This is a genomic window from Nostoc sp., assembly GCF_036916575.1.
Taxonomy (GTDB): domain Bacteria; phylum Cyanobacteriota; class Cyanobacteriia; order Cyanobacteriales; family Nostocaceae; genus Nostoc.
Map to the genome: position 1 here is coordinate 74,525 of NZ_JBALGC010000092.1, position 19,070 is coordinate 93,594.

Consider the following 19,070-nt stretch of genomic DNA (forward strand, 5'->3'; position numbering starts at 1 on the left):
ATATTATGTCTAGTGTTGGGTTAGTCCTTGCACTGCTTACTGATGATGCCATCCGTCCGTTTCTGAAGCTATCGTCACCAGATTATTATGCCTTGCTTATTGCGATCGCAGTTTTGATTGTTTTGGGAAGGGTGCTTTCATGGCTTCTCAGTGGGGAAAAACCAACTGTTTGCTAGTTAACGCAGCCGCTTTTTGGCTAACGGCACTTTCTCCAGTTCCGGCAATTGCCAAGGGCATTAGCTACAGTCTGGCGCTAATGGCATCAGTGCAACTCGTGCAAGAGTCTAAGTGGCTAATGATTCACGATGCACGAAGAATTATCTTGTCGGCAATGAGATTCCGAAGATGGTCTTTTGGGGAACTACCTCGGATTAGTAGACGTTCCCGCGTCAGCAGCAGATCCTAATGCTCACAACACCTGGGAAAAGATTGACACCAGAGGCTGGGAGGATGAATACGAAGTAGTTATGGCTAACCGCGCAATACTATATAGATTCGCTTCAGTAATTACGCGCCATCGCGCTCATCCCTTAAACGCGATCGCCACATACAAATACCAAATCTAAAATCTACTTTACCAAAATTACCCCGCCTGATGAGCCGGAATAACTCACTGGCAAAACGTAAGATCATCTCACGTCGCGGTCTGGAGTCCAACCCAGACGTACAGACCAAACACAGCAGCGAATGAGCTTTTCGAGTGAATCAAGCTTTTATGGCTTTCTAGTTTTCGTAAGCTCGGCTGCTGTGATTGTGCTGTTTGTCTCCTTCACCGATCATCAACCGAGCGCGACAGCATCTGTCAGCAAACAATTTTTTCAGTATTTCTATAACATAGTCAGATTAGTATCCGTCCCTGGACGCCTACACATATTTTTTATGAAAGGAACTTCATAAAACTCACGTTTTATGAAAACTTTATATATTGTTTGTTGTCATTTATCAAATATGCGAATTAATAGCTGATTTACTGAAAATCAGCTATTTCAAAAATTTCAGTAAAATTTCTCTTTTAGTAACAAGATAAATACAACTAAATTATTAATAGTTGTGCTGGCTTAGTTGATGACAAAACTTCAATTATTTCACGTGTCTCTATTTATAGACTCTCTATAAGACCGATTCCGTAATCCAAGAATAACCGCTCTCCTTTTAAAAGACAGAAGTTTAGCTTCTTCTTACCTTGTAGTCAAGGTAACTGAGGGGGTTAGGTTTTTGTGAGTGAATCAATGTACTAAGCTATGTTCAAATGTGAAGCATACGCTAGTAATCTATTTATTTAAAAATCGCTGGAATCAGGTTTTATTTGACAGCGGAATCATTTATTTTGGAAAATAACGGTTTTATTTCCAATTAAGAACAAACACAACTTCTTTAATCTTTGAATATTTATCAACCCATTTTCTAAATTCCCATGCCACAATATATTTCTAATCTGCTAATACTGGTAATAGGAACAAGTTCAACTTTCATCGTTACTCCATCTCAAGCTCAAACTCCGGTAAAATCCAACAGCCAAAATACTAATAATATTACTTCCGTATCTTTAAATTCACCATCCGCTATCCAATTGAGTGATTTTGCAAATTCTACTAATAGCAAACCACCTATCCTCTCTGAGGCAGCTAATAACTCTTCTGCTGCTAATGCGAATATAACTGTAACTAAGCCTAAGCCACGGGTTCCTATATTCAGTAGAATTTTTCCCACACCTTCGATGCAACAATAATTAGTAGCTAAAGATTTAGTTTACTTGTTTGAGCTGATAGGGATATGCATTAATACATGATATACAACATTACCTAGTGAAAATATTACCCTAATAAGAGAGATTTTAATTGTTCTCTCTTGTTAGGGTGGGACAAATATCATTTATCACAGTTATTGTTTTGATGCAATATACTTTGACTTCTCTCCAAGCCTCTCTCCTTTTAGGAGAGAGGCTTGGAGTGTTACTTCCCAACGCTTGTAGGGAAGGAGCTATTTTTGTTAAGTCTATATTGGACTCAACTGAGAATCCCTATATATGTGAGGCATAGCCTGATTTGCTTTATGCTTGCAGTTGACACAGCAGTAAACCAAACCATTGATTTGGATCTGTCCACACATCAAGAGGTAATAAACCCTGTGCAGTGAGTTGCTGCTTGATAGTATTAAGGTCAAATTTGCGAGAAATTTCGGTGAGGATAGTCTCACCTAATGCAAAATTAAGCTTGAGGTTAAGAGCGCGTAATTGTACAACTTGCGATCGCAGGCTGCGTAAATGCATTTCTATTTGATGCTCACTTTCATTGTAAAATGCCCAGTGTTCAAACTGGGTGGTGTCAAAATTCCCCTCAAATCGCTGATTTAAATGTTCCAGCATATTGAGGTTAAATGCTGCCGTCACTCCTTGGCTGTCGTTATAAGCTGGTTCCAAAATCTGTTTCGGCTTTCGTAAATCTATCCCTAACAAGAAATACTCACCTACTTGTAAGGCTTCTGTAATTTGAGAGAAGAACATATCACACTCACCAGGTGTCAGATTACCTAAAGTGCTACCAATAAAACAAATCATCCTACTGGGTAATTGCGTTGGTAGGAGTTGTGCAAGGGCTAATTCATAGGTTCCCGCTAGTGCATAAACTTGCAGTAAGGGATAATCTTCTAATAACTGTTTAGCACTACTTTCCAATATACCTGCACATACATCAATTGGTAGGTAGTGCAGGGGATAGCCTAGCTGCTGGTAGGCATCTAGTAAAATGCGGGTTTTGCTAGAACTGCCACTGCCAAGTTCTACCAATTCACAAGCGCCAGTTATCTTGGCAATTTCGCCAGCATACTGCTGTAAAATCGTTGTTTCTGTGCGTGTGAGATAATATTCTGGTAAATCACAAATTTGCTCAAACAGATTAGAACCACGGTCATCATAAAAGTAACAGGGGGGTAGAGATTTAGGTGTTTGAGTTAATCCCTTAACTACATCACTCCCAGCATTAGGTGCAACTATTTGAGTTGCTCCTACCAAACGCTTTATCTGTAAGCGTTTTTCAACGCTGTTTTGAGAAGTAACCTTGCTGTTAACAGCTTTAGATATCGACATGAAACCTCCGTATGCTTGCCGTAATAGGTTACTTTTGATGGCAGACCTTTACCCCAATCAGTGAAACACATAGTCATAGCTAATAAAATCATGCCTGAGCTATATTGCTCAAGCTTTAGAGCTATTTTTAGGCATTTTCCCAATAGGATGATAGCAAGTAAGTGCTTAAGTGCTATTGCTAACCCGTTACTTAATCAGCAGCACAGCGAAACCCTGCGAAAATCAGGCGCACACCGGGATGATATCAAAAATATGGCAACCACACTGCACGACACACACTCTTTATTCGCTTTGGATGTACCGAAAGTTCATATCCCCGTTATAACCAGAAGCTTTAGCTAAGTCTTTCAGATTTTGTACGCCACTATACTGATGTCCATTGATAATCCAAGTTGGTACACCGGGGACTTTCGCTGCCTTGCACAAGTCTGGGTGGGGATTGATACCACGGCGGTCGCACTCAACTTTAATACTGTCGTTGATAATCTGGTAGGCTTGTTTGCCAAAAAGCTGCTTCTGTTCGTGACAGTGCGGACACCACCACGCGACATATTCCTTTGCACCTATATTCACTAAATGGCGTGCCAGGGCTAATTCTGCCTTCCCAGAAGTAGTGGTGATTGACCAGCCGACTCCAGGCTGAGGGCGTTCCTTGGGCAGGAAGAAAATAATTGATGGAGACTTTTGGTTGTCCTTGGTCAGTGCTAGTACTGTTGGTATTGGCGAATGGAGTGCAGAGCTGGAACCCTTACCAACACAGATAATCGAGAGTGGTAACAGTGCAAGTAAAACAGGATGTTTGATAGCCATATTACATATATAGAATAATTTATAATCAAACTCTAACCAATAATTCTCCTTCAAAAGAGTATCACCCACAAAAATCATCGACGAGGAAAGGGAACAGATATTACCTTTACTAGATAAAGTCAAATTAAAAACCTTGAAACGCGGTAGACATCGGTTATGAGTTAGAGTTTTGGCTGCCAATAAGGGGTATGACTCGAAACAACAACGTGCGAGTCTACGCAAACGAGGGATTCGACCCCAAATACCAATTCATAGTTTGGAAAACTAAGAAAACATATTGGTAGACCCATCAAGATATCTGTGACAAGATACCAGCAAGAACGTTATTTTGCTTGGTATCAACGGAAACACCGTCGTTTAGTTGTTCGCTGGGAACGTCGAAAAGTATATTTTGATGCATTTCTTGATCTTGCTACTATTCATATTTGGATTCAAAGAGTTTTATTAGTGGGATAGGTTCATGGAAAAAGTTTTATAAACGCTACCTACAAAGGCACGATCGCGCCTGCATTCTAAACTAGGAGATTATCGAGATGAGTTTAACAGGTAATAATTCATACTATTTAGACAGTCAAATCCTAGTTAGACAGAAACCTTTACCCATCATACTGTAAAATGTGCGTAATCTTGCTTGATGATATGAAAAGCTAAATAAAAATATCTATTTGATAATTGCTGAAGTTCGGATCAATTTAAATTTTTAACTGCTTATGCGTCCTCGCCAAGAAATTACGGAGATGTTCTCAACCTTCGTTGAGTTGGAAGGAGACAGATTCAGCAAATGGCTGATTGATACCAAACTGTATCGAAGTATCCAAACTTGTTTGCAGTGTTCACCATTCGTCCCTAACTCAGAAAACTTTTGGGCGTTACATTGGTACAAGCAATGGCGAGAGCAATTTAATAGCCTTGCTAGAATGCATCTGTCTGCTTATTTACAGGAACCAAATTATTGGGCTGCCAAAAAAACAATTGCCAGATTTACAAATAGCCAATACAGCCTAGCAGATTATTTTCAAATGGCGAATGCTGAAATCGAAACAATTCTCAAAAACTTTAACCCAGAAAAATGCTCTAGTTTAAAAGCCTATACCATTATAGCAATTCCTAGTCGGTTAAAAGACATTTTACGTCAACGCAAGGAAGCTGATATTTGCACAAATTGGGCATTGTTACGCAAAATAAGCAAAAAGCAGTTCTTAGAAGCCCTTGAGCAAGCAGGATTATCACCTATTCTAATTGCCCAATATCGGCTAGCTTGGACTTGTTTCAAAGAACTGTATGTCCAAAACCAACCAGGAGGCACAAGGGCACTACCTGAACCAGAGCGCCAGCTTTGGGAAGCTGTTGCCAACCTCTACAACCGCGAACGACAAAATCAATTAACTCAACCAACTCCACAATGCACGAGAGAGAAAATTGAACAGTGGTTAACCCAGTCAGCTATCTACGTGCGTGCTTATCTGTATCCACCCGTTAGTTCTTTAAATTTAGTGATATCAGAAAATGATGCCACAACAACTTTTGATTTGCCAGATCCATCTTCTGACTCATTAATCGCTGAGATGATAGCCCAAGAGGATGCCCAAAACCTACAAAATCAACAATTTCAGATTCAAGCTGTCTTGTTAAAAGCTTTACAAAATATGGATGTAATAACCCAGGAAATACTTCAACTTTACTATCAACAGGGGCTGACTCAGCCACAAATTATACAACGCTTACAAATGAGTCAGTCTACTGTTTCTCGCCGGCTGATGAAAGCTAGAGAATCAATGCTGGCAGCATTGATCCAATGGAGTCAAGATACCCTCAATATTTCTGTGACTTCCAACCTAGTTAATAATATGAGTAGCGCTTTGGAAGAATGGTTGAAAGTTAAGTATGGCGAGGCTATCTAACGTGATGAAAGATGAGGTAGAAAAAATGACTTTGGCTTTTACAGAACCGCAGGAACTATTGTTAGAAATATTACCATCATTACAGAGGAGTTCTTGGCAAGAAAGCCAAATTTACGCCACACCTAGCAGTCGCTGGCGTGCTTACATGAATCAAATTTGCCTTCATGCGTTTTTGAATTGGGTAAAAGCTGAATATGTTCCACAAGCAAGTATCTGGTACAGTTCCCCTGGTATTCCTGCTTTTTGGGAATTTGTCAATGGCACAGCAATTTTGTTAAAAGAAAAGCGAGTCGTTTTAATTCCCAGCGAGGCAATTGATGATAGCGAGCTAGAAGTTCCTCAAGAATGGGTAGACATTCCCACTTGGGCAGCAGACTATTATTTAGCAGTACAAGTCACACCAGATGGCGAGTGGGTAAGAATTTGGGGCTACATAACCCATACTGAACTTAAATCATTGGCACACTATGACCAAGTAGATAGGACTTATTGTATAGATGCACGGCACTTAATTAAAGACCTTAATGCTTTTTGGATGACCTACCAATTTTGTCCAACAGAGGAGATGAAAGCTGCGATCGCTCCACTACCAGAATTATCGACTGCTGAAGTAGAATATGTGCAGCAACTGTTAAGCAATTCCTCTGTAACCTTTTTTAGACTGGCAGTACCATTTACAACCTGGGGAATGCTACTAGAGAATGAACAGTGGAGACAATGGTTGTATCAACAGCTACAGCGAGCGCAATTTCCCCAAGTACAAGTGAATCTCAGTCGTTGGCTGGAGCAGATTTACGATACTTCTTGGCAAGCTCTAGAGACTTTTTTTGAGCCAAACTCCAGTAACCTAACTTTTAATTTCCGTAGTTATTCTGGATTCAATGCTGCCGCTATCAAACGCGCCAAGCTGATTGACTTAGGAATGGAAATAGAGGCTCAAAAAGTTATTTTATTAGTTGCTTTAATACCAAAGGCAAACCAACAAGTTAGTATTCGCGTGCAGCTACATCCAGTTTGTAATCAACCTTATCTACCTGCTAATAGCAAGCTAGTTCTACTTTCCGATCAAGGGGAAATAATTCAACAAGTACAAGTAAGAGTTCAAGATATCTACGTGCAATTGAAACTCTTTGATGGGAAAGTGGGAGAATGTTTTAGCATCCAGGTTGCTCTGAATAATGATCAAATAACAGAAAATTTCATGATTTAGTCATTAGGAGCCAGCCAGGGTAAACGCATCTTATTTACTGATAAAAACTAACAAAGATTTTAGAATTATCTAGATAATTCTAAAAATTGATGTAACTATAAGTATAATAAATCAACTGTTTTCCCAAAGTATGAATTAGTTTATCTCAAACTGAATAATTCTTTATTAAGATTAATAAAACTCATTTATTGGGTATATAAAACTAAATTTATCTTGAGAAAAAGTTAAAGTTTTACGAACACAAAACTGCTCATCTAATCACTCAAAACCTTACAAAATATAGCATTTTAAGCGATTGTGTTGACCAACTCACACTATCGGAATTTAATTTATCTGAAAAGATAATAATCATGGCTATAAGTCGGGGATTTAGCGATAGCATATTGATTATTGTGACTTTTATAAGGTATAGAGATCAGGTAGACAATACATTTCACACTTATGCCAACTTGATTGCATAAGTCTGTAATTGGGTTAGCTGAGTTAGGCCATTAACTTGCCACAGAAGGTTAATGCGTTGTTTGTATTAAACCTTATAATATATTAATAAAGCGGATTGAACAGATCGTTGCAACCGTTTAAAGTTGTAGTACTAATCATTTCCTTGTTTTCAACTCCTTACAGCTAATCCTACGCTTGGTTGATTCACACCCAATTCCCAAAGATTACCCCAGGTGCATCCTCATGAAATTTCAAATTGAGCATAAGCAAGTAAAAATTCAGGACAATAGCTACGCGCAATGCCAGCTAGCTGATATAGCAGCTAGCTGCCCAATAAATACTAGAGCTAATAGTCCGATGGCATTTGTTGACAGAAAATGCATAACTCCTATGACTTTTTCCAGAAACTGTATCAATCACACGAGCAATAAATTGCTGAAGAATTTGAATAGGTAATAGAAGCTAATTCTCTAGAAAAATAAAGAAATTATTGGACAATGTTTTTGAAGGTTGTGCAAGGCAAACGCACGTAATCCTTGAAACCTTTGTTAAATAAGGATCTTAATGAAAAAATAGCCTAAATAATGAAACGCGCAAACCCTTGCTATTCAAGGATTATTATACTTTAGATGGGTTTGCCCTGAGAGCTAGCGGCGTCAAATTGGCGTTGATTAGTCATTAGTTAACTACAAATCGCAGAGTTCACTTGACTTATGAATAAGCTAGTTATATTCAGTTTGTTAGGAGGAGATTTAAATAAGGGATTTCCTGTTGTCACAGCTCAACTTTGGCATCATAACCAATTTTTACTCGTAAAATTAACAGGGAGTCTGCCAGCAGTACCAGAACTAAGCCAACTCTACCACAGATGGCAGTTACTCTACGAAGCTGTGCATCAACATCTGGGTAGCAATCAGCGTATAAAAGTGCATTCGCAAGATATAACCAATATTTCTGTGAATGACTTCGATGAAGTGTGTCAACAGCTGCAAGCAAATATGAATGCTTGGTTGAAATTTGAGTCATTTCAGAATATTGAGCGGCAGTTGCGGACTCTACTTAATCGGGATGATGAAATTAGAATTATTATTGAAACGGATATAGTTCTAGTGCATCGGTTGCCTTGGCATCTGTGGGATTTTTTTAAAGATTACCCTCAAGCTGAATTAGCTTTAAGCAATCATCAATATGTGTCTCCTCAGGTATTGCCAAAATCTCCTACAGGTAAAGTCAAGATTTTGGCAATTCTAGGCAATAGCGTTGGTATTGATATTGAGCAAGACGGCGCTTTGTTACAAGGTTTAACAGGTGCCCAAACTACGTTTCTTATCGAACCAACACGTAAAGAACTTGATGAGCATCTATGGGATCTAGATTGGGATATCCTATTTTTTGCAGGACACAGTACTAGTATTGCTCATGGAGAAATAGGAAAAATTTACATCAATCAGACAGAAAGTTTAACAATTCCCCAGCTTAAAAATGCACTTAATACAGCAATTAGTCGTGGCTTAAAACTGGCAATTTTCAATTCTTGTGACGGAATTGGTTTGGCAATAAATTTAGCTGATTTGAACATTCCCCAAATAATTATAATGCGGGAAAGGGTGCCAGATTTAATAGCACAGGAGTTATTAAAAAACTTTCTTATTGCCTTTGCAGGTGGCAAACCACTTTACCTAGCTGTACGAGAAGCACGAGAAAGACTTCAGGGATTGGAAAATGAATTTCCTTGCGCCAGTTGGTTGCCAGTCATCTGTCAAAATCCTACAACTGTTCCTACTACGTGGCAAGAACTATCTGGCAATTTTGGTGATACTAAATTTAGGGGTCAAGTTTCGACAAAAGGTAAAATTGCAATCCCAAAAACGAAATTTTGGACTGTACTAATTAGTACTTTTATTGTGGCTGTTTCAACAGTAGGTTTGAGATACTTGGGAGCCTTTGAGAAAATCGAACTGCAAACTTTTGATCAAATGCTACGGCTGCGACCCAAGGAAGACCCAGATCCAAGGTTAATAATTGTAGAAATCACTGAAAAAGATATTCAATCTCGACAAGAGACAACGCTAGGGCATAAATCAATTTCGGATAGTACCTTAGCGACATTACTTAAGAAATTACAAAAGTATCAACCGCGAGTTATTGGAATAGATATTTACAGAGACTTTGCCGACCCACCAAATAAACTACAACCAATAAAACTTTCCACAGAAATTAGCAAAGAGAATGTTCTTGTTACCTGCAAAACCCCCGATAGTAAATATGACCCCCAAGGTGTTAAACCTCCGAAAGAAGTACCTGTAGAACGTCAGGGTTTTGCTGACGCAATTCAAGACCCAGATGGTATCGTCCGTCGCCAAATTTTGATGATGCCACAAGAGCCTTCTTCGACTTGTACAACGCCTTATTCGCTCTCGTTGCAATTAGCTGCTGGTTACTTATCTTACGAAAATATTCAACCTAAAGTTAATGAAAATTATATACAGTTTGGCTCTAAAGTCTTTAAAGGTTTAAAATTTGGTCGCAGTGGTGGCTATCAACAAGGAGTTAATTTAGGCGGCAATCAAATACTTGTCAATTACCGTAATACTGATTATCAGAGAGTTTCCCTTGAAGATGTATTGAGCGATAAAGTTAATCCTGATCTACTTAAAGATAAGGTAGTTATCATTGGAGTGACAGCTAACCCTGTCAGCGATACTTGGTCAACTCCCTACAGTACTGCACAGCAAGATTACCAACAAATACCGGGGGTATTTATACAAGCACAAATGGTCAGCCAAGTTTTGAGCGCAGTTTTAGATAAACGTCCAATTTTTTGGGTTTTGCCTTTCTGGGGTGATATTCTCTGGATATGCGGCTGGTCTGTAGTTGGGAGTCTGATTGTTTGGCGCGTTCGTTCGCGGTCAGATAATAGAGGCGCCATCTTTGTGACAGTTGTGATTTTATATGGAGTTTGTGCGATCGCTCTTTTAAAACAAGGGTTATGGACACCATTTATTCCCTCAGCTTTTAGCGTAGTTGCAAGTGGTGTTGTAGTTATATTTATTCAAAATCGCCGGGAGTTTTCCACTACTCCACAATCATTAATTGAGTAATGTAAAACTATCTTCTATTAATTATAGGACTTACGCATCAAGTACGAAATGTAGGGGCAATTCATGAATTGCCTCTACGGTAAATCAAAGCCTTCACTGCCTTTTTGCGTAAGTCCTGAATTATAAGAAGGGGTAAAAGTAGCGAGGCTGCAACGAGTAAACTGTAATATAGCACTTCTCAATTGCATGGAATACAGACCTAACAAGAACAGCCCCTTCCCTGCAAGGGAAGGGGAGTAAGTTTTAAAGCCTCTCTCCTTTAGGAGAGAGGTCAGAGTGTATTGCATACAAACGAGAAGCGCTATAGTGGCGAAGAGGTCAATTGAAACCTTCGTCAACGTCACAAATCCGTAATTAATCTTGCCATGCGGAGCAAGAATTGCAGTACAGTTTCTTCGCGGGTAATAATATCAACTCTGCCATCCATACCCAATTGAATTTGACATTTCTTTGAAGTGCGACCTAATGTAAGTTTCTCTGGCTGAATAGTGACTTCGTAAAAAGCGCCAACAGCAGTTGCTTTAGGAGTAGAGTTTGTATCAGCATTTGCATCGTTTTTTTGCGAACTAATAGCATCTGGGGAAATCGCTTTTACTTCGCCTTTAAGAGTGCCGTAATCGGGATAAGGACAAGCACTAACTCGCATTTGCACCTTTTGACCGATTTTTATCTTACCTTTTTCCTCAGAACCTACAGCGGCTTTGATAACTAAAGGTGCATGAGCGGGAACAATTTGGACAACTTCCTCCCCTGCCCGGAGAGTTTGACCGGGGTTTCTCAAATTTAGCTTGGAAATAATCCCGTCTGCTGTAGCCGTAATAGTAGTTTGCTTCAGGTCGATTTCAACTTGCTTGAGTTCGTTCTCTTGGCGCTCTAATTGTTTTTCAGTTTCAATTTTCTCCTTTATAAGTGTTTGACGTTCTCTTTCTAAGGTTGCTTTATTCACTTCCCCAGAGGCTTTTTCTTGAGAAATGTGTTCAGTTGCAATTGCTACATCTGCATTGCTTGGGTTTAGAGCTGCAATAGCACGATCGCGTTTAGCAATAGCCCCATTAACAGCTTGTTTTAGCCGTTCATTTGTTTTTTCTTGGGCTTTATAAGTTGCTTTTTGCGCCTGTACAGCTTGTTGTTGCTGTTTGACAGCCAGCTGTACTTCTTCTACTTGGTCGCGGGATAATGCCCCTTGTCTGGCAGCACTTTCATATCGGTTCTGCTTTGATGTCGCTGCTCCTAAAGCCGCCTCAGTAGCGTAGAGATTAGCTAGGGCTGATTGTAACTGTGCTTCTCCTGCATATAATTCTTCTTGGGCCATTTTGACATTGGCTGATGCTTCTTGAAGTTCAGTGATAGTGGTAATTTTTTTGTCTTGATGATCGCGATCGCGTCCCTGCAATTCAGCTTTCGCAGAGGCGATAGTCCGATTGGTGCGATCATTTTCGGCTCGAATTTGACTATTTATTGCATTAATTTGGGGAACGGTTTGAATTAGTTGTAACCTAGCTTGTTGAATATTGGTTTGCAGCTCGTTTTTTTTGGTTTGCAGTCGAGAGTCATCAATAGTAGCAATTGTATCTCCTTTTCGCAGCGTTTGATTTTCTTTGACGTAAATCTGCATTACCTGTCCTTCTGTCGCAGCTTGCACAATTGGCAATTCACCCGCAGGACGGACAACAGCTTGCCCTTTGACAGTAACTTTATATTTAACAACCGCAGCCACCGGAACAGCTAACAATAACACAAACAGGATAATTAGTCCGCCAAATGTAGTCCAACGGCTAATAGGTGGGAGAAACTCGTTGTCTTGAACTAAAGGTAAAAAGTTTTTTGGAGATTTACTAATCATAACTGTTGAGTATATATAAACTGACCAACAACTATTAACTAATTGCGAAAAATCAAAGAAGATTTCAATCCATTACCATTATTAGAAGGAGAAATTTCATCAATAAAGCTTAAATGCTCTCCGGGAATATGACGTAATTCATCTGGAGTTCCTTGAATTTTTAAGCGTCCATCTTCAAGGAACACAATCCAATCAGCCCGTTTGATAACTTGAGGACGGTGGCTAATCATAATTGTGGTTCTACCTTGACGGTGATTGAGTAATCTATCCAAAACTTTGGTTTCACTTACTGGGTCAAGAGCGCCTGTGGATTCATCTAAAATTAATACAGGTGGGTCAGTCACAATTGCTCTAGCTATAGCTAATCTCTGTCTTTGTCCACCAGAAATATTTGCACCAAATTCGCCTAAAACAGTTTGATATTTATCGGGTAATTTGCTAATAAATTCATCTGCACCAGCAATTTGGCAAGCAAGGACTATCTGCTCAAAATTAATGTTAGGATAACTTAAGTGAAAATTTTCAACAATTGAACGACTCCAAAAATGAGGCTCTTGGGGAACTAATACGACTTGCTGCCGCAAACATTCTAAAGATAAGTCTTGCTGGTTGTATATGCCATAACGAATGTTACCAGATTGAACTTGATATAAACCAGTAATTAATTTGCCTAACGAGCTTTTCCCACAGCCAGATTCACCGATTAAGGCTATTACTTTACCACCAGGGATAGTTAAAGAAAAATTTTCTAAAAGGTCAGTTCTACCAGCATGGTGAAAGTTAACTTGAGAACAAGTAATATCTGCATTGCCAGGAATTTCTGCCCAAGGTTTTTTAAAGTCATTTTCATCTTCTGGCGTAGAATCTATCACTTCTGTCAAGCGTTGAACGACAATTTGAGCAGTGATAAATTCATCAATTAGTCCGACTACTGACGATAAAAAGCCAAGAAAGCTACCACTCATACCGCTGTACGCTAGCAATTGACCGATGGATAATGTCTGATTAATTACTAAGCTAGAACCTAACCAAAGTATGCCAATACTCGTCAATCTGGAAAGAATACTAGTGACTGTGCCGCTGTAAAGCTCCAACTTCATCGTAGTCCAGCCTAAGTTTGCAATGCGACCAAAATTTGTCTGATACTCTTGCCAAGCTTGCGGAGTCGCTTGGGTGGTTTTCAGGACTTGAACACCGCGAAAGGTTTCGACTAAAAAGCCTTGATTTTCTGTACCTTTAACGATCAGGCTGCGAGTTTTCTGGCGCAAGGCGGGAAGAAAAAGCAGGTTGACTCCTGTGACAATGATAAAGGCGGCAACGGAAGCGAGAGTAAGTTCCCAACTATAGAAAAGCATGAAACCCAAGGAAACCAGAGCCACAAAAAATTGACTGGGTAAACCAAGGACAATTTGGGAAACTAGATTATTGATGGTATGAACATCAGCAATCCGGCTAACAACTTCCCCACTGCGACGAGCTTCAAAATATGATAAGGGTAAGCGCAACAGTTTTCGCCCGTATTCTAGAATTAGCCCGTATTGCAACCGTTGACCAAAATGACCAATCAGGTGAGATTGTACTAAACCAATGGCATTTTGAATTAGGTTCATAGCAATCACACCAATTGCCACCGTTGTTAGCAGTTGAGTATCTCCCCGCACTAACACGTCATCGGTGAGGAGTTGCATCATTAAAGGGGAAGCCAGGGACAACAACCCGATCGCAAAGTTGATTGCGATCGCCTGAATCAGAAGGTTACGATAGGGCTTTATCCGGGCAATGAAGCGCCCAAAACCGCCAATTTTATCTGATGATTGTTCATAAAAGCGGCTATCGTCTGGCATCAGCAGCAGCATCACACCATCACTCCAACCCGCCATTAACTCTTTTAAGGTGAGATAACGGATACCAACTGCGGGGTCAGAAATCACATATTTTTTCCCTTTTAGGCCGTAAAATACTACCCAGTGGTAGCCTTTCCAGTGAATGATGGCAGGCAAAGGAACTTCATTTAATTTCTCAAACAGTTCTGGGCTAGCTTGAACTTGACGGGCATGGAACCCCAGGGTTTCTGCTCCTCGTCTCAAACCTAGTAGCGTGGTTCCCCGCGCTCCTGTGCCGACTGCTTCTCGCACGCGGTTGAGGGCAAAGGTGCGTCCGTAGTGTTTGGCAACTGTGGCTAGGCTTGCAGCCCCACAGTCTTCCTGACTATGTTGCAGTACGCTGTAATATTTCATAGTTAAATTACTGAAGTTTTTGATGCTGTAGAGGCAACACAGATCAATACGGATATTCAACTGCCTCAGAAATCTATACTCTGAGGTAGCTTTGCCCTCTAGACAAAAATCACTCTTAAGGTTGCTCTTAAGTCAAATCTACCCTACACGGAAGGCGGAATTGATTGTGTATTCACTCCCAAGATTATAGTTTCCTGGCGACAAAATACCAGTAGACTATCCTTTAAAACCTGCGCCCTTAAAGAAATTCCAGATACCCCGTAGAACCCTAATAGATGAGGTTTTATCTTTGAAACCATTTTCACGGCCGTTCTCTATCCCGATGTTGGGATTGCCATCACCTATCGATGCATTGAGCCTTAGTTCACCCCCTTGTAAATTTGGATCTCTGTAGAAAATTACATCTGGATCAGGGCCATTTTTGTAAAAAACGCCCCCACTACAGGTAACAGCCACCTCATCATTAAGTTCTTTAACTGTGATCAAGTTCAATTGGGCTAATGTGTTATTTTCATATCTACTCGGTTGGGTATTGGAACTTAGTATTTGGCGACTTTGGCTAGGCTTACTGCACCACAATCTTCTTCATTGTGTTGCAGTACGCTTTAGTATTTCATTGTTTAAAAAATCAGTGAACAATAAACAGTTATCAGCGAACCGGGAACAATTACTAGTAAAGTTATTGATATTAGTTTACTGATAACTGATAGTTGAAAACTGTTGAGACTGCCTCAGAAATCTATACTCTGAGGCAGCTTTGCCCTCTAGACGAAAATCACTCAAAAGGTTGCTCTTAAGTCAAATCTAGGCTGCTACACGCAAGGCAGAAGTGATATTGTCGTTATTAGCCCCAAGAGCATAGTTTCCTGGTCCGAGAACACCAGTAGACTGTCCTTTAAAATCTGAGTCGCTAAAGAAATTCCAGCTACCCCGTAGAATCCTAATTGATGAGGTTTGATCGTTGAAACCGTTATCATTGCCTTCATTATCTAGCCCGATGTTGGCAATGCCTTCACCTGTCTTTGAATTGAGTCCTAAGCTCTGGCCTGTCTGATTTGGATCTTTGAACAAAAGTACATCTGGGTCAGGGCCTCCTACGTCGCCACCACTACAGGTAGCAGCCATCTCATCGTTAAGTTCCTTCACTGCGGTGAAACTCAATTCTGCTAATGTTTTCTTGTTCATATCTACTCCGTTGTTGTTGATGTTAGACATTGTTTCTCTCCTGAGTTTCAGATTGGGGTTGTAACTGAGGGTAAGCTTGCTTACTTCCTTCTGATTCTTAATTGGTAGCAGTGAGGTTGGTTTATTCACTGTGAGAATTATGTAAATAAGGTGTAACCTTCTTTCTTACATGCTTCTGTGACTGCGATATTTCCTGTTTGCCTCACAACTAGAAGAATAAATCCAAGTCAGCTAAGAAAGCATCGTCATGAGCGGAAACTACATTTCCAATTTTGGAAATAGCATTTCCAATTTTAGAAATAGGAGCGAGGGAAAACTTCTTAACCCTACAAGTATGTATAAGTTGATTGTCCTAACACTTACAGTCCTACCCCTTTCAAGGTGAGCATATGTACTATCAAAGTTTTTACAGCATTTTAGGCATCGGCTGAAATTGAACAAAGAATTTATGCATTAAACTCCTTTGTTTTTGAACTGTAAATTAAGCGATGCCTTCTCTACGAGAGGCTTTGCCAACAGCAGGCGTAGCCATCGCAATCGTCAAAATACCAAAATCGGGTTAAGAACGCTATTTTTTTGATAGTACAAACGTTCACCTTGAAAGGGTCAGTCCTAACTTATACTCTTAATTGAGGCTGACAAGCTAAATTTCCTTTTCTATAGGAGAGTGCAATGTCTTTTATAACTGCGCGTTTGGACTAGTTACAAGCTTTAGAAATTGCGATTGTCAGTGCGATCGCTTTGAGCTTGAATTTGACTCGGAAAATACCACCCAGTGGCAGCCTTTCGAGTGAATGATCGCTGGTAAGGGAACTTCATTTAATTTCTCAAGTAGTTCTGCGGTAGCTTGGACTTCAATTAAAAGTGAACAACTACTAACTGAGTTATTGATATTTAAGTAACTGATAGCTGAACACTGTTAATACTATCTGAGAAAAGTCACTGTACAATTTTATAATGAAATCTAGCAAATGTGGAATGTGTTACTCTAATGCTTCCGTAAACAACAGCTTGAAAATCATCATGCTTTCAGCAACGCCGTATTGTTAACCACTGCATTTATTATATCTGGGACAACAACTCAACTTATATCTACCGCTAACAGGGACTAAAGTTCTTTTGTGGGCACCAATAGTTACCCGTTTATCGGTTTTGTCAGCTATATCAACTTTTATAGTAACTGGATGATTACAGTTATTAATTATATTGGCTCCACCACGAATAATTTTTGCATTAACACATCCTGGCAACGGTACTCTATCTTCTTTCGAGCAATTATCAGCTAAAGCAGGTAATGCAGTAAATGTAAAAAATCCTAAACATATTAAACATGCAGTTGGATTAAAAGATCTTTTCAAAAAACTCATAACATTTTCCTCCTTGAAAAAATAAGATGATTGTAGAATGACTGTAAAGACAGTCGCGCTGCACGGTTTCGGTTCTCTACGGAATTAGCATTTAGCCAGTGCAAAATAGTTTGGTTATGCTCTATGCTTTCTTCACCACCGCAGCCAAGAATTATTCAACTGTTACAAAAGCTTACAATTTTAGGTTCAAGCCGCTGGGACTGCAACATTTTTACAACTAAGTTCTTGAAGATGTGGACTCAGCTCAATCTTGTTCATACTTACTCTGTTGTTGTTGATGTTTAGACATTGTTTTTCTCCTGAGTTGTAAATTGGAATTTGAATTGAAGGTAAGCTTATTTTTTTCCTTCTGATTCTTAATTGGTAGCAGTGATTGAATTTTATTCACTGTTGGGAATCAGAGTTGTTTCCGGCTTGCTAACCTTACTAATTCTTAATTAATAGCAGTGAGATTAGTTTATTCACTGTCAAAAATCAGGATATTCGACTGCCTCAGAAATCTATACTCTGAGGCAGCTTTGCCCTCTAGACAAAAATCACTATTAAGATTGCTCTTTTGTCAAATCTATCCTACACGCAAGGCGGAAGTGATATCGTCGTTATTAGCCCCAAGAGCATAGTTTCCTGGTCCGAGAACACCAGTGGACTGTCCTTTAAAATTTGAGTCGCTAAAGAAATTCCACCTACCCCGTATAATCTTAATCGATGAGGTTTGATCGTTGAAACCGTTAGGATTGCCTTCGTTATCTAGCCCGATGTTGGCAATGCCTTTACCTTTCTTTGATTTGAGTCCTAAGCGATCGCCTTTCTCACCCGGATCTTTGAATAAAATTACATCTGGGTTACGGCCTCCTACCCCGCCACCACTACAGGTAGCAGCTACCTCATCGTTAAGTTGATTAACTGCGCTCAAGTTCAATTGGGCTAATATGTTGTTGTTCATATCTACTCGGTGTTTATTGATGTTAGACATTGCTTCTCTTCTGAGTTTTAGATTGGGCTTTGAACTGAGAGGTTGTTTGAAAAGTGTTTTACTGTAACTTTAGACACTTTTAGATTCTCCCTAACCCACGCCAATCACTACATTTGGGGAGACCCCTGTCCTAGCGCTGGCTCCCCTTAAAAAAGGGGGAACCCGTTTACGTTTATTTGTGCTATCTTGATATGAATGAAAAAGTAGGAGCGAAAACGACCTCGCTCCTACGAACTGCAAGAGAAGAATGTTACTCAGCTAAAAGCTTATGTGAGAGCATTCTTTTTTCTTTGAGGTTTTGAAGGATTCGAGTACACGGTATGAAATAGACCAGAACTGATTATGCAGGTCTGACAGATTCGATGTCGTTGTTAAAAGGACCAGTGAAGTTACCTTTTGTACCTGCTTTCAGACGTCTGTGTTCACCTGTAAATTTCTGACCAGTGTAGACAATCCAATCTCTTTTACCCGTCACCTCGTACCAAGATGCTTTATTGTTAAAGTTGCCTAAACTGGGTCGTGGGTTTGCGATATTATCTAACCGCCTTCCTTTACCATCCTTCAAGTTGGAAAGGTCTAAGCTACCACCACTAATAGTGGCAGCGGCTTCATGGTCAAGGTCTTGCACAGCTTCGATGCTGTAGAGGTCTTTGATTTGCTTGTTGTTCATATCTACTCCGTGGTTTTTGATGTTAGACATTGTTTTTCCCCTGAGTTTTAGATTGGGGTTTGAACTGAAGGTAAGCTTGTTTTCTTCCTTCTGATTCTTAATTGGTAGCAGTGACATGATTTTATTCACTGTTGGGAATCAGAGTTGTTTCCAGCTTGCTAACCTTACTAATTTTTAATTGGTAGCAGTGACATGATTTTATTCACTTGATTCAGTAACGCCAATTTGCTAATATCCTTTCTTGTAC

At 39.8% G+C, this 19,070-nt stretch carries 16 protein-coding genes; 6 read left to right on the forward strand and 10 right to left on the reverse strand.

Annotation, left to right across the window (positions count from 1 at the left end; all coding sequences use genetic code 11):
• Positions 1-5: 5 nt before the first annotated feature.
• Both V7L29_RS19395 and V7L29_RS19400 read left to right on the forward strand, forming a co-directional pair.
• Positions 6-176: a hypothetical protein gene (locus V7L29_RS19395; RefSeq protein ID WP_334736527.1), complete on the forward strand. Its 171-nt coding sequence runs from the start codon at positions 6-8 to the stop codon at positions 174-176.
• Positions 140-406: a hypothetical protein gene (locus V7L29_RS19400; protein ID WP_334736528.1), complete on the forward strand. Its 267-nt coding sequence runs from the start codon at positions 140-142 to the stop codon at positions 404-406. Before V7L29_RS19395 ends, V7L29_RS19400 begins: the two co-directional genes overlap by 37 nt.
• 1,085 nt (positions 407-1,491) lie before the next feature.
• On the opposite strand, the gene V7L29_RS19405 is transcribed toward V7L29_RS19400, so the two are convergent.
• The 3 genes from V7L29_RS19405 to V7L29_RS19415 form a co-directional block, all read right to left on the reverse strand.
• Positions 1,492-1,710, reverse strand: coding sequence for a hypothetical protein (locus tag V7L29_RS19405; protein ID WP_334736529.1), 219 nt, complete (start codon positions 1,708-1,710; stop codon positions 1,492-1,494).
• A gap of 340 nt (positions 1,711-2,050) precedes the next feature.
• Positions 2,051-3,085: an L-histidine N(alpha)-methyltransferase gene (gene egtD, locus V7L29_RS19410; RefSeq protein WP_334691826.1), complete on the reverse strand. Its 1,035-nt coding sequence runs from the start codon at positions 3,083-3,085 to the stop codon at positions 2,051-2,053.
• Positions 3,086-3,367: 282 nt separating this feature from the next.
• Positions 3,368-3,895, reverse strand: a complete 528-nt coding sequence (locus tag V7L29_RS19415; RefSeq protein WP_334736530.1) for a hypothetical protein — start codon at positions 3,893-3,895, stop codon at positions 3,368-3,370.
• Positions 3,896-4,195: 300 nt separating this feature from the next.
• On the opposite strand from V7L29_RS19415, the gene V7L29_RS19420 reads away from it, so the two are divergent.
• From V7L29_RS19420 to V7L29_RS19435, 4 genes are all read left to right on the forward strand, one after another.
• Positions 4,196-4,351, forward strand: a complete 156-nt coding sequence (locus tag V7L29_RS19420; protein ID WP_334736531.1) for a hypothetical protein — start codon at positions 4,196-4,198, stop codon at positions 4,349-4,351.
• Positions 4,352-4,605: 254 nt separating this feature from the next.
• Positions 4,606-5,796 carry a sigma-70 family RNA polymerase sigma factor gene (locus V7L29_RS19425; RefSeq protein WP_334736532.1) on the forward strand — a complete coding sequence of 397 codons (1,191 nt, stop codon included), beginning with the start codon at positions 4,606-4,608 and terminating at the stop codon, positions 5,794-5,796.
• Positions 5,797-5,821: 25 nt separating this feature from the next.
• Positions 5,822-7,006, forward strand: coding sequence for a DUF1822 family protein (locus V7L29_RS19430; protein ID WP_334736533.1), 1,185 nt, complete (start codon positions 5,822-5,824; stop codon positions 7,004-7,006).
• A 1,154-nt stretch (positions 7,007-8,160) separates the two neighbouring features.
• The gene (locus V7L29_RS19435) at positions 8,161-10,548 is read left to right on the forward strand and encodes a CHASE2 domain-containing protein (protein WP_334691821.1); all 2,388 of its coding nucleotides are present in this window, start codon (positions 8,161-8,163) and stop codon (positions 10,546-10,548) included.
• Positions 10,549-10,888: 340 nt separating this feature from the next.
• Here the strand turns inward: V7L29_RS19435 and V7L29_RS19440 are convergent, their stop codons facing one another.
• The 7 genes from V7L29_RS19440 to V7L29_RS19470 all read right to left on the reverse strand — a co-directional run bounded on the left by V7L29_RS19440 (position 10,889) and on the right by V7L29_RS19470 (position 18,853).
• Entirely contained in the window at positions 10,889-12,391 is a 1,503-nt protein-coding gene (locus V7L29_RS19440; protein WP_334736534.1) for an HlyD family efflux transporter periplasmic adaptor subunit, read from the reverse strand.
• A 38-nt stretch (positions 12,392-12,429) separates the two neighbouring features.
• On the reverse strand, positions 12,430-14,628 hold the full coding sequence (locus V7L29_RS19445; RefSeq protein ID WP_334691819.1) for a peptidase domain-containing ABC transporter: 2,199 nt from the start codon (positions 14,626-14,628) through the stop codon (positions 12,430-12,432).
• Between the two features lie 216 nt (positions 14,629-14,844).
• On the reverse strand, positions 14,845-15,120 hold the full coding sequence (locus V7L29_RS19450; RefSeq protein WP_334736535.1) for a hypothetical protein: 276 nt from the start codon (positions 15,118-15,120) through the stop codon (positions 14,845-14,847).
• A 312-nt stretch (positions 15,121-15,432) separates the two neighbouring features.
• Positions 15,433-15,843 carry a beta/gamma crystallin-related protein gene (locus V7L29_RS19455; protein WP_334736536.1) on the reverse strand — a complete coding sequence of 137 codons (411 nt, stop codon included), beginning with the start codon at positions 15,841-15,843 and terminating at the stop codon, positions 15,433-15,435.
• Between the two features lie 1,016 nt (positions 15,844-16,859).
• Complete coding sequence (locus tag V7L29_RS19460; protein ID WP_334691817.1) at positions 16,860-17,180, reverse strand: hypothetical protein; 321 nt, start codon at positions 17,178-17,180, stop codon at positions 16,860-16,862.
• A 565-nt stretch (positions 17,181-17,745) separates the two neighbouring features.
• On the reverse strand, positions 17,746-18,153 hold the full coding sequence (locus V7L29_RS19465; RefSeq protein WP_334691816.1) for a beta/gamma crystallin-related protein: 408 nt from the start codon (positions 18,151-18,153) through the stop codon (positions 17,746-17,748).
• Positions 18,154-18,493: 340 nt separating this feature from the next.
• Positions 18,494-18,853, reverse strand: coding sequence for a hypothetical protein (locus V7L29_RS19470; RefSeq protein WP_334691815.1), 360 nt, complete (start codon positions 18,851-18,853; stop codon positions 18,494-18,496).
• Positions 18,854-19,070 lie beyond the last annotated feature (217 nt).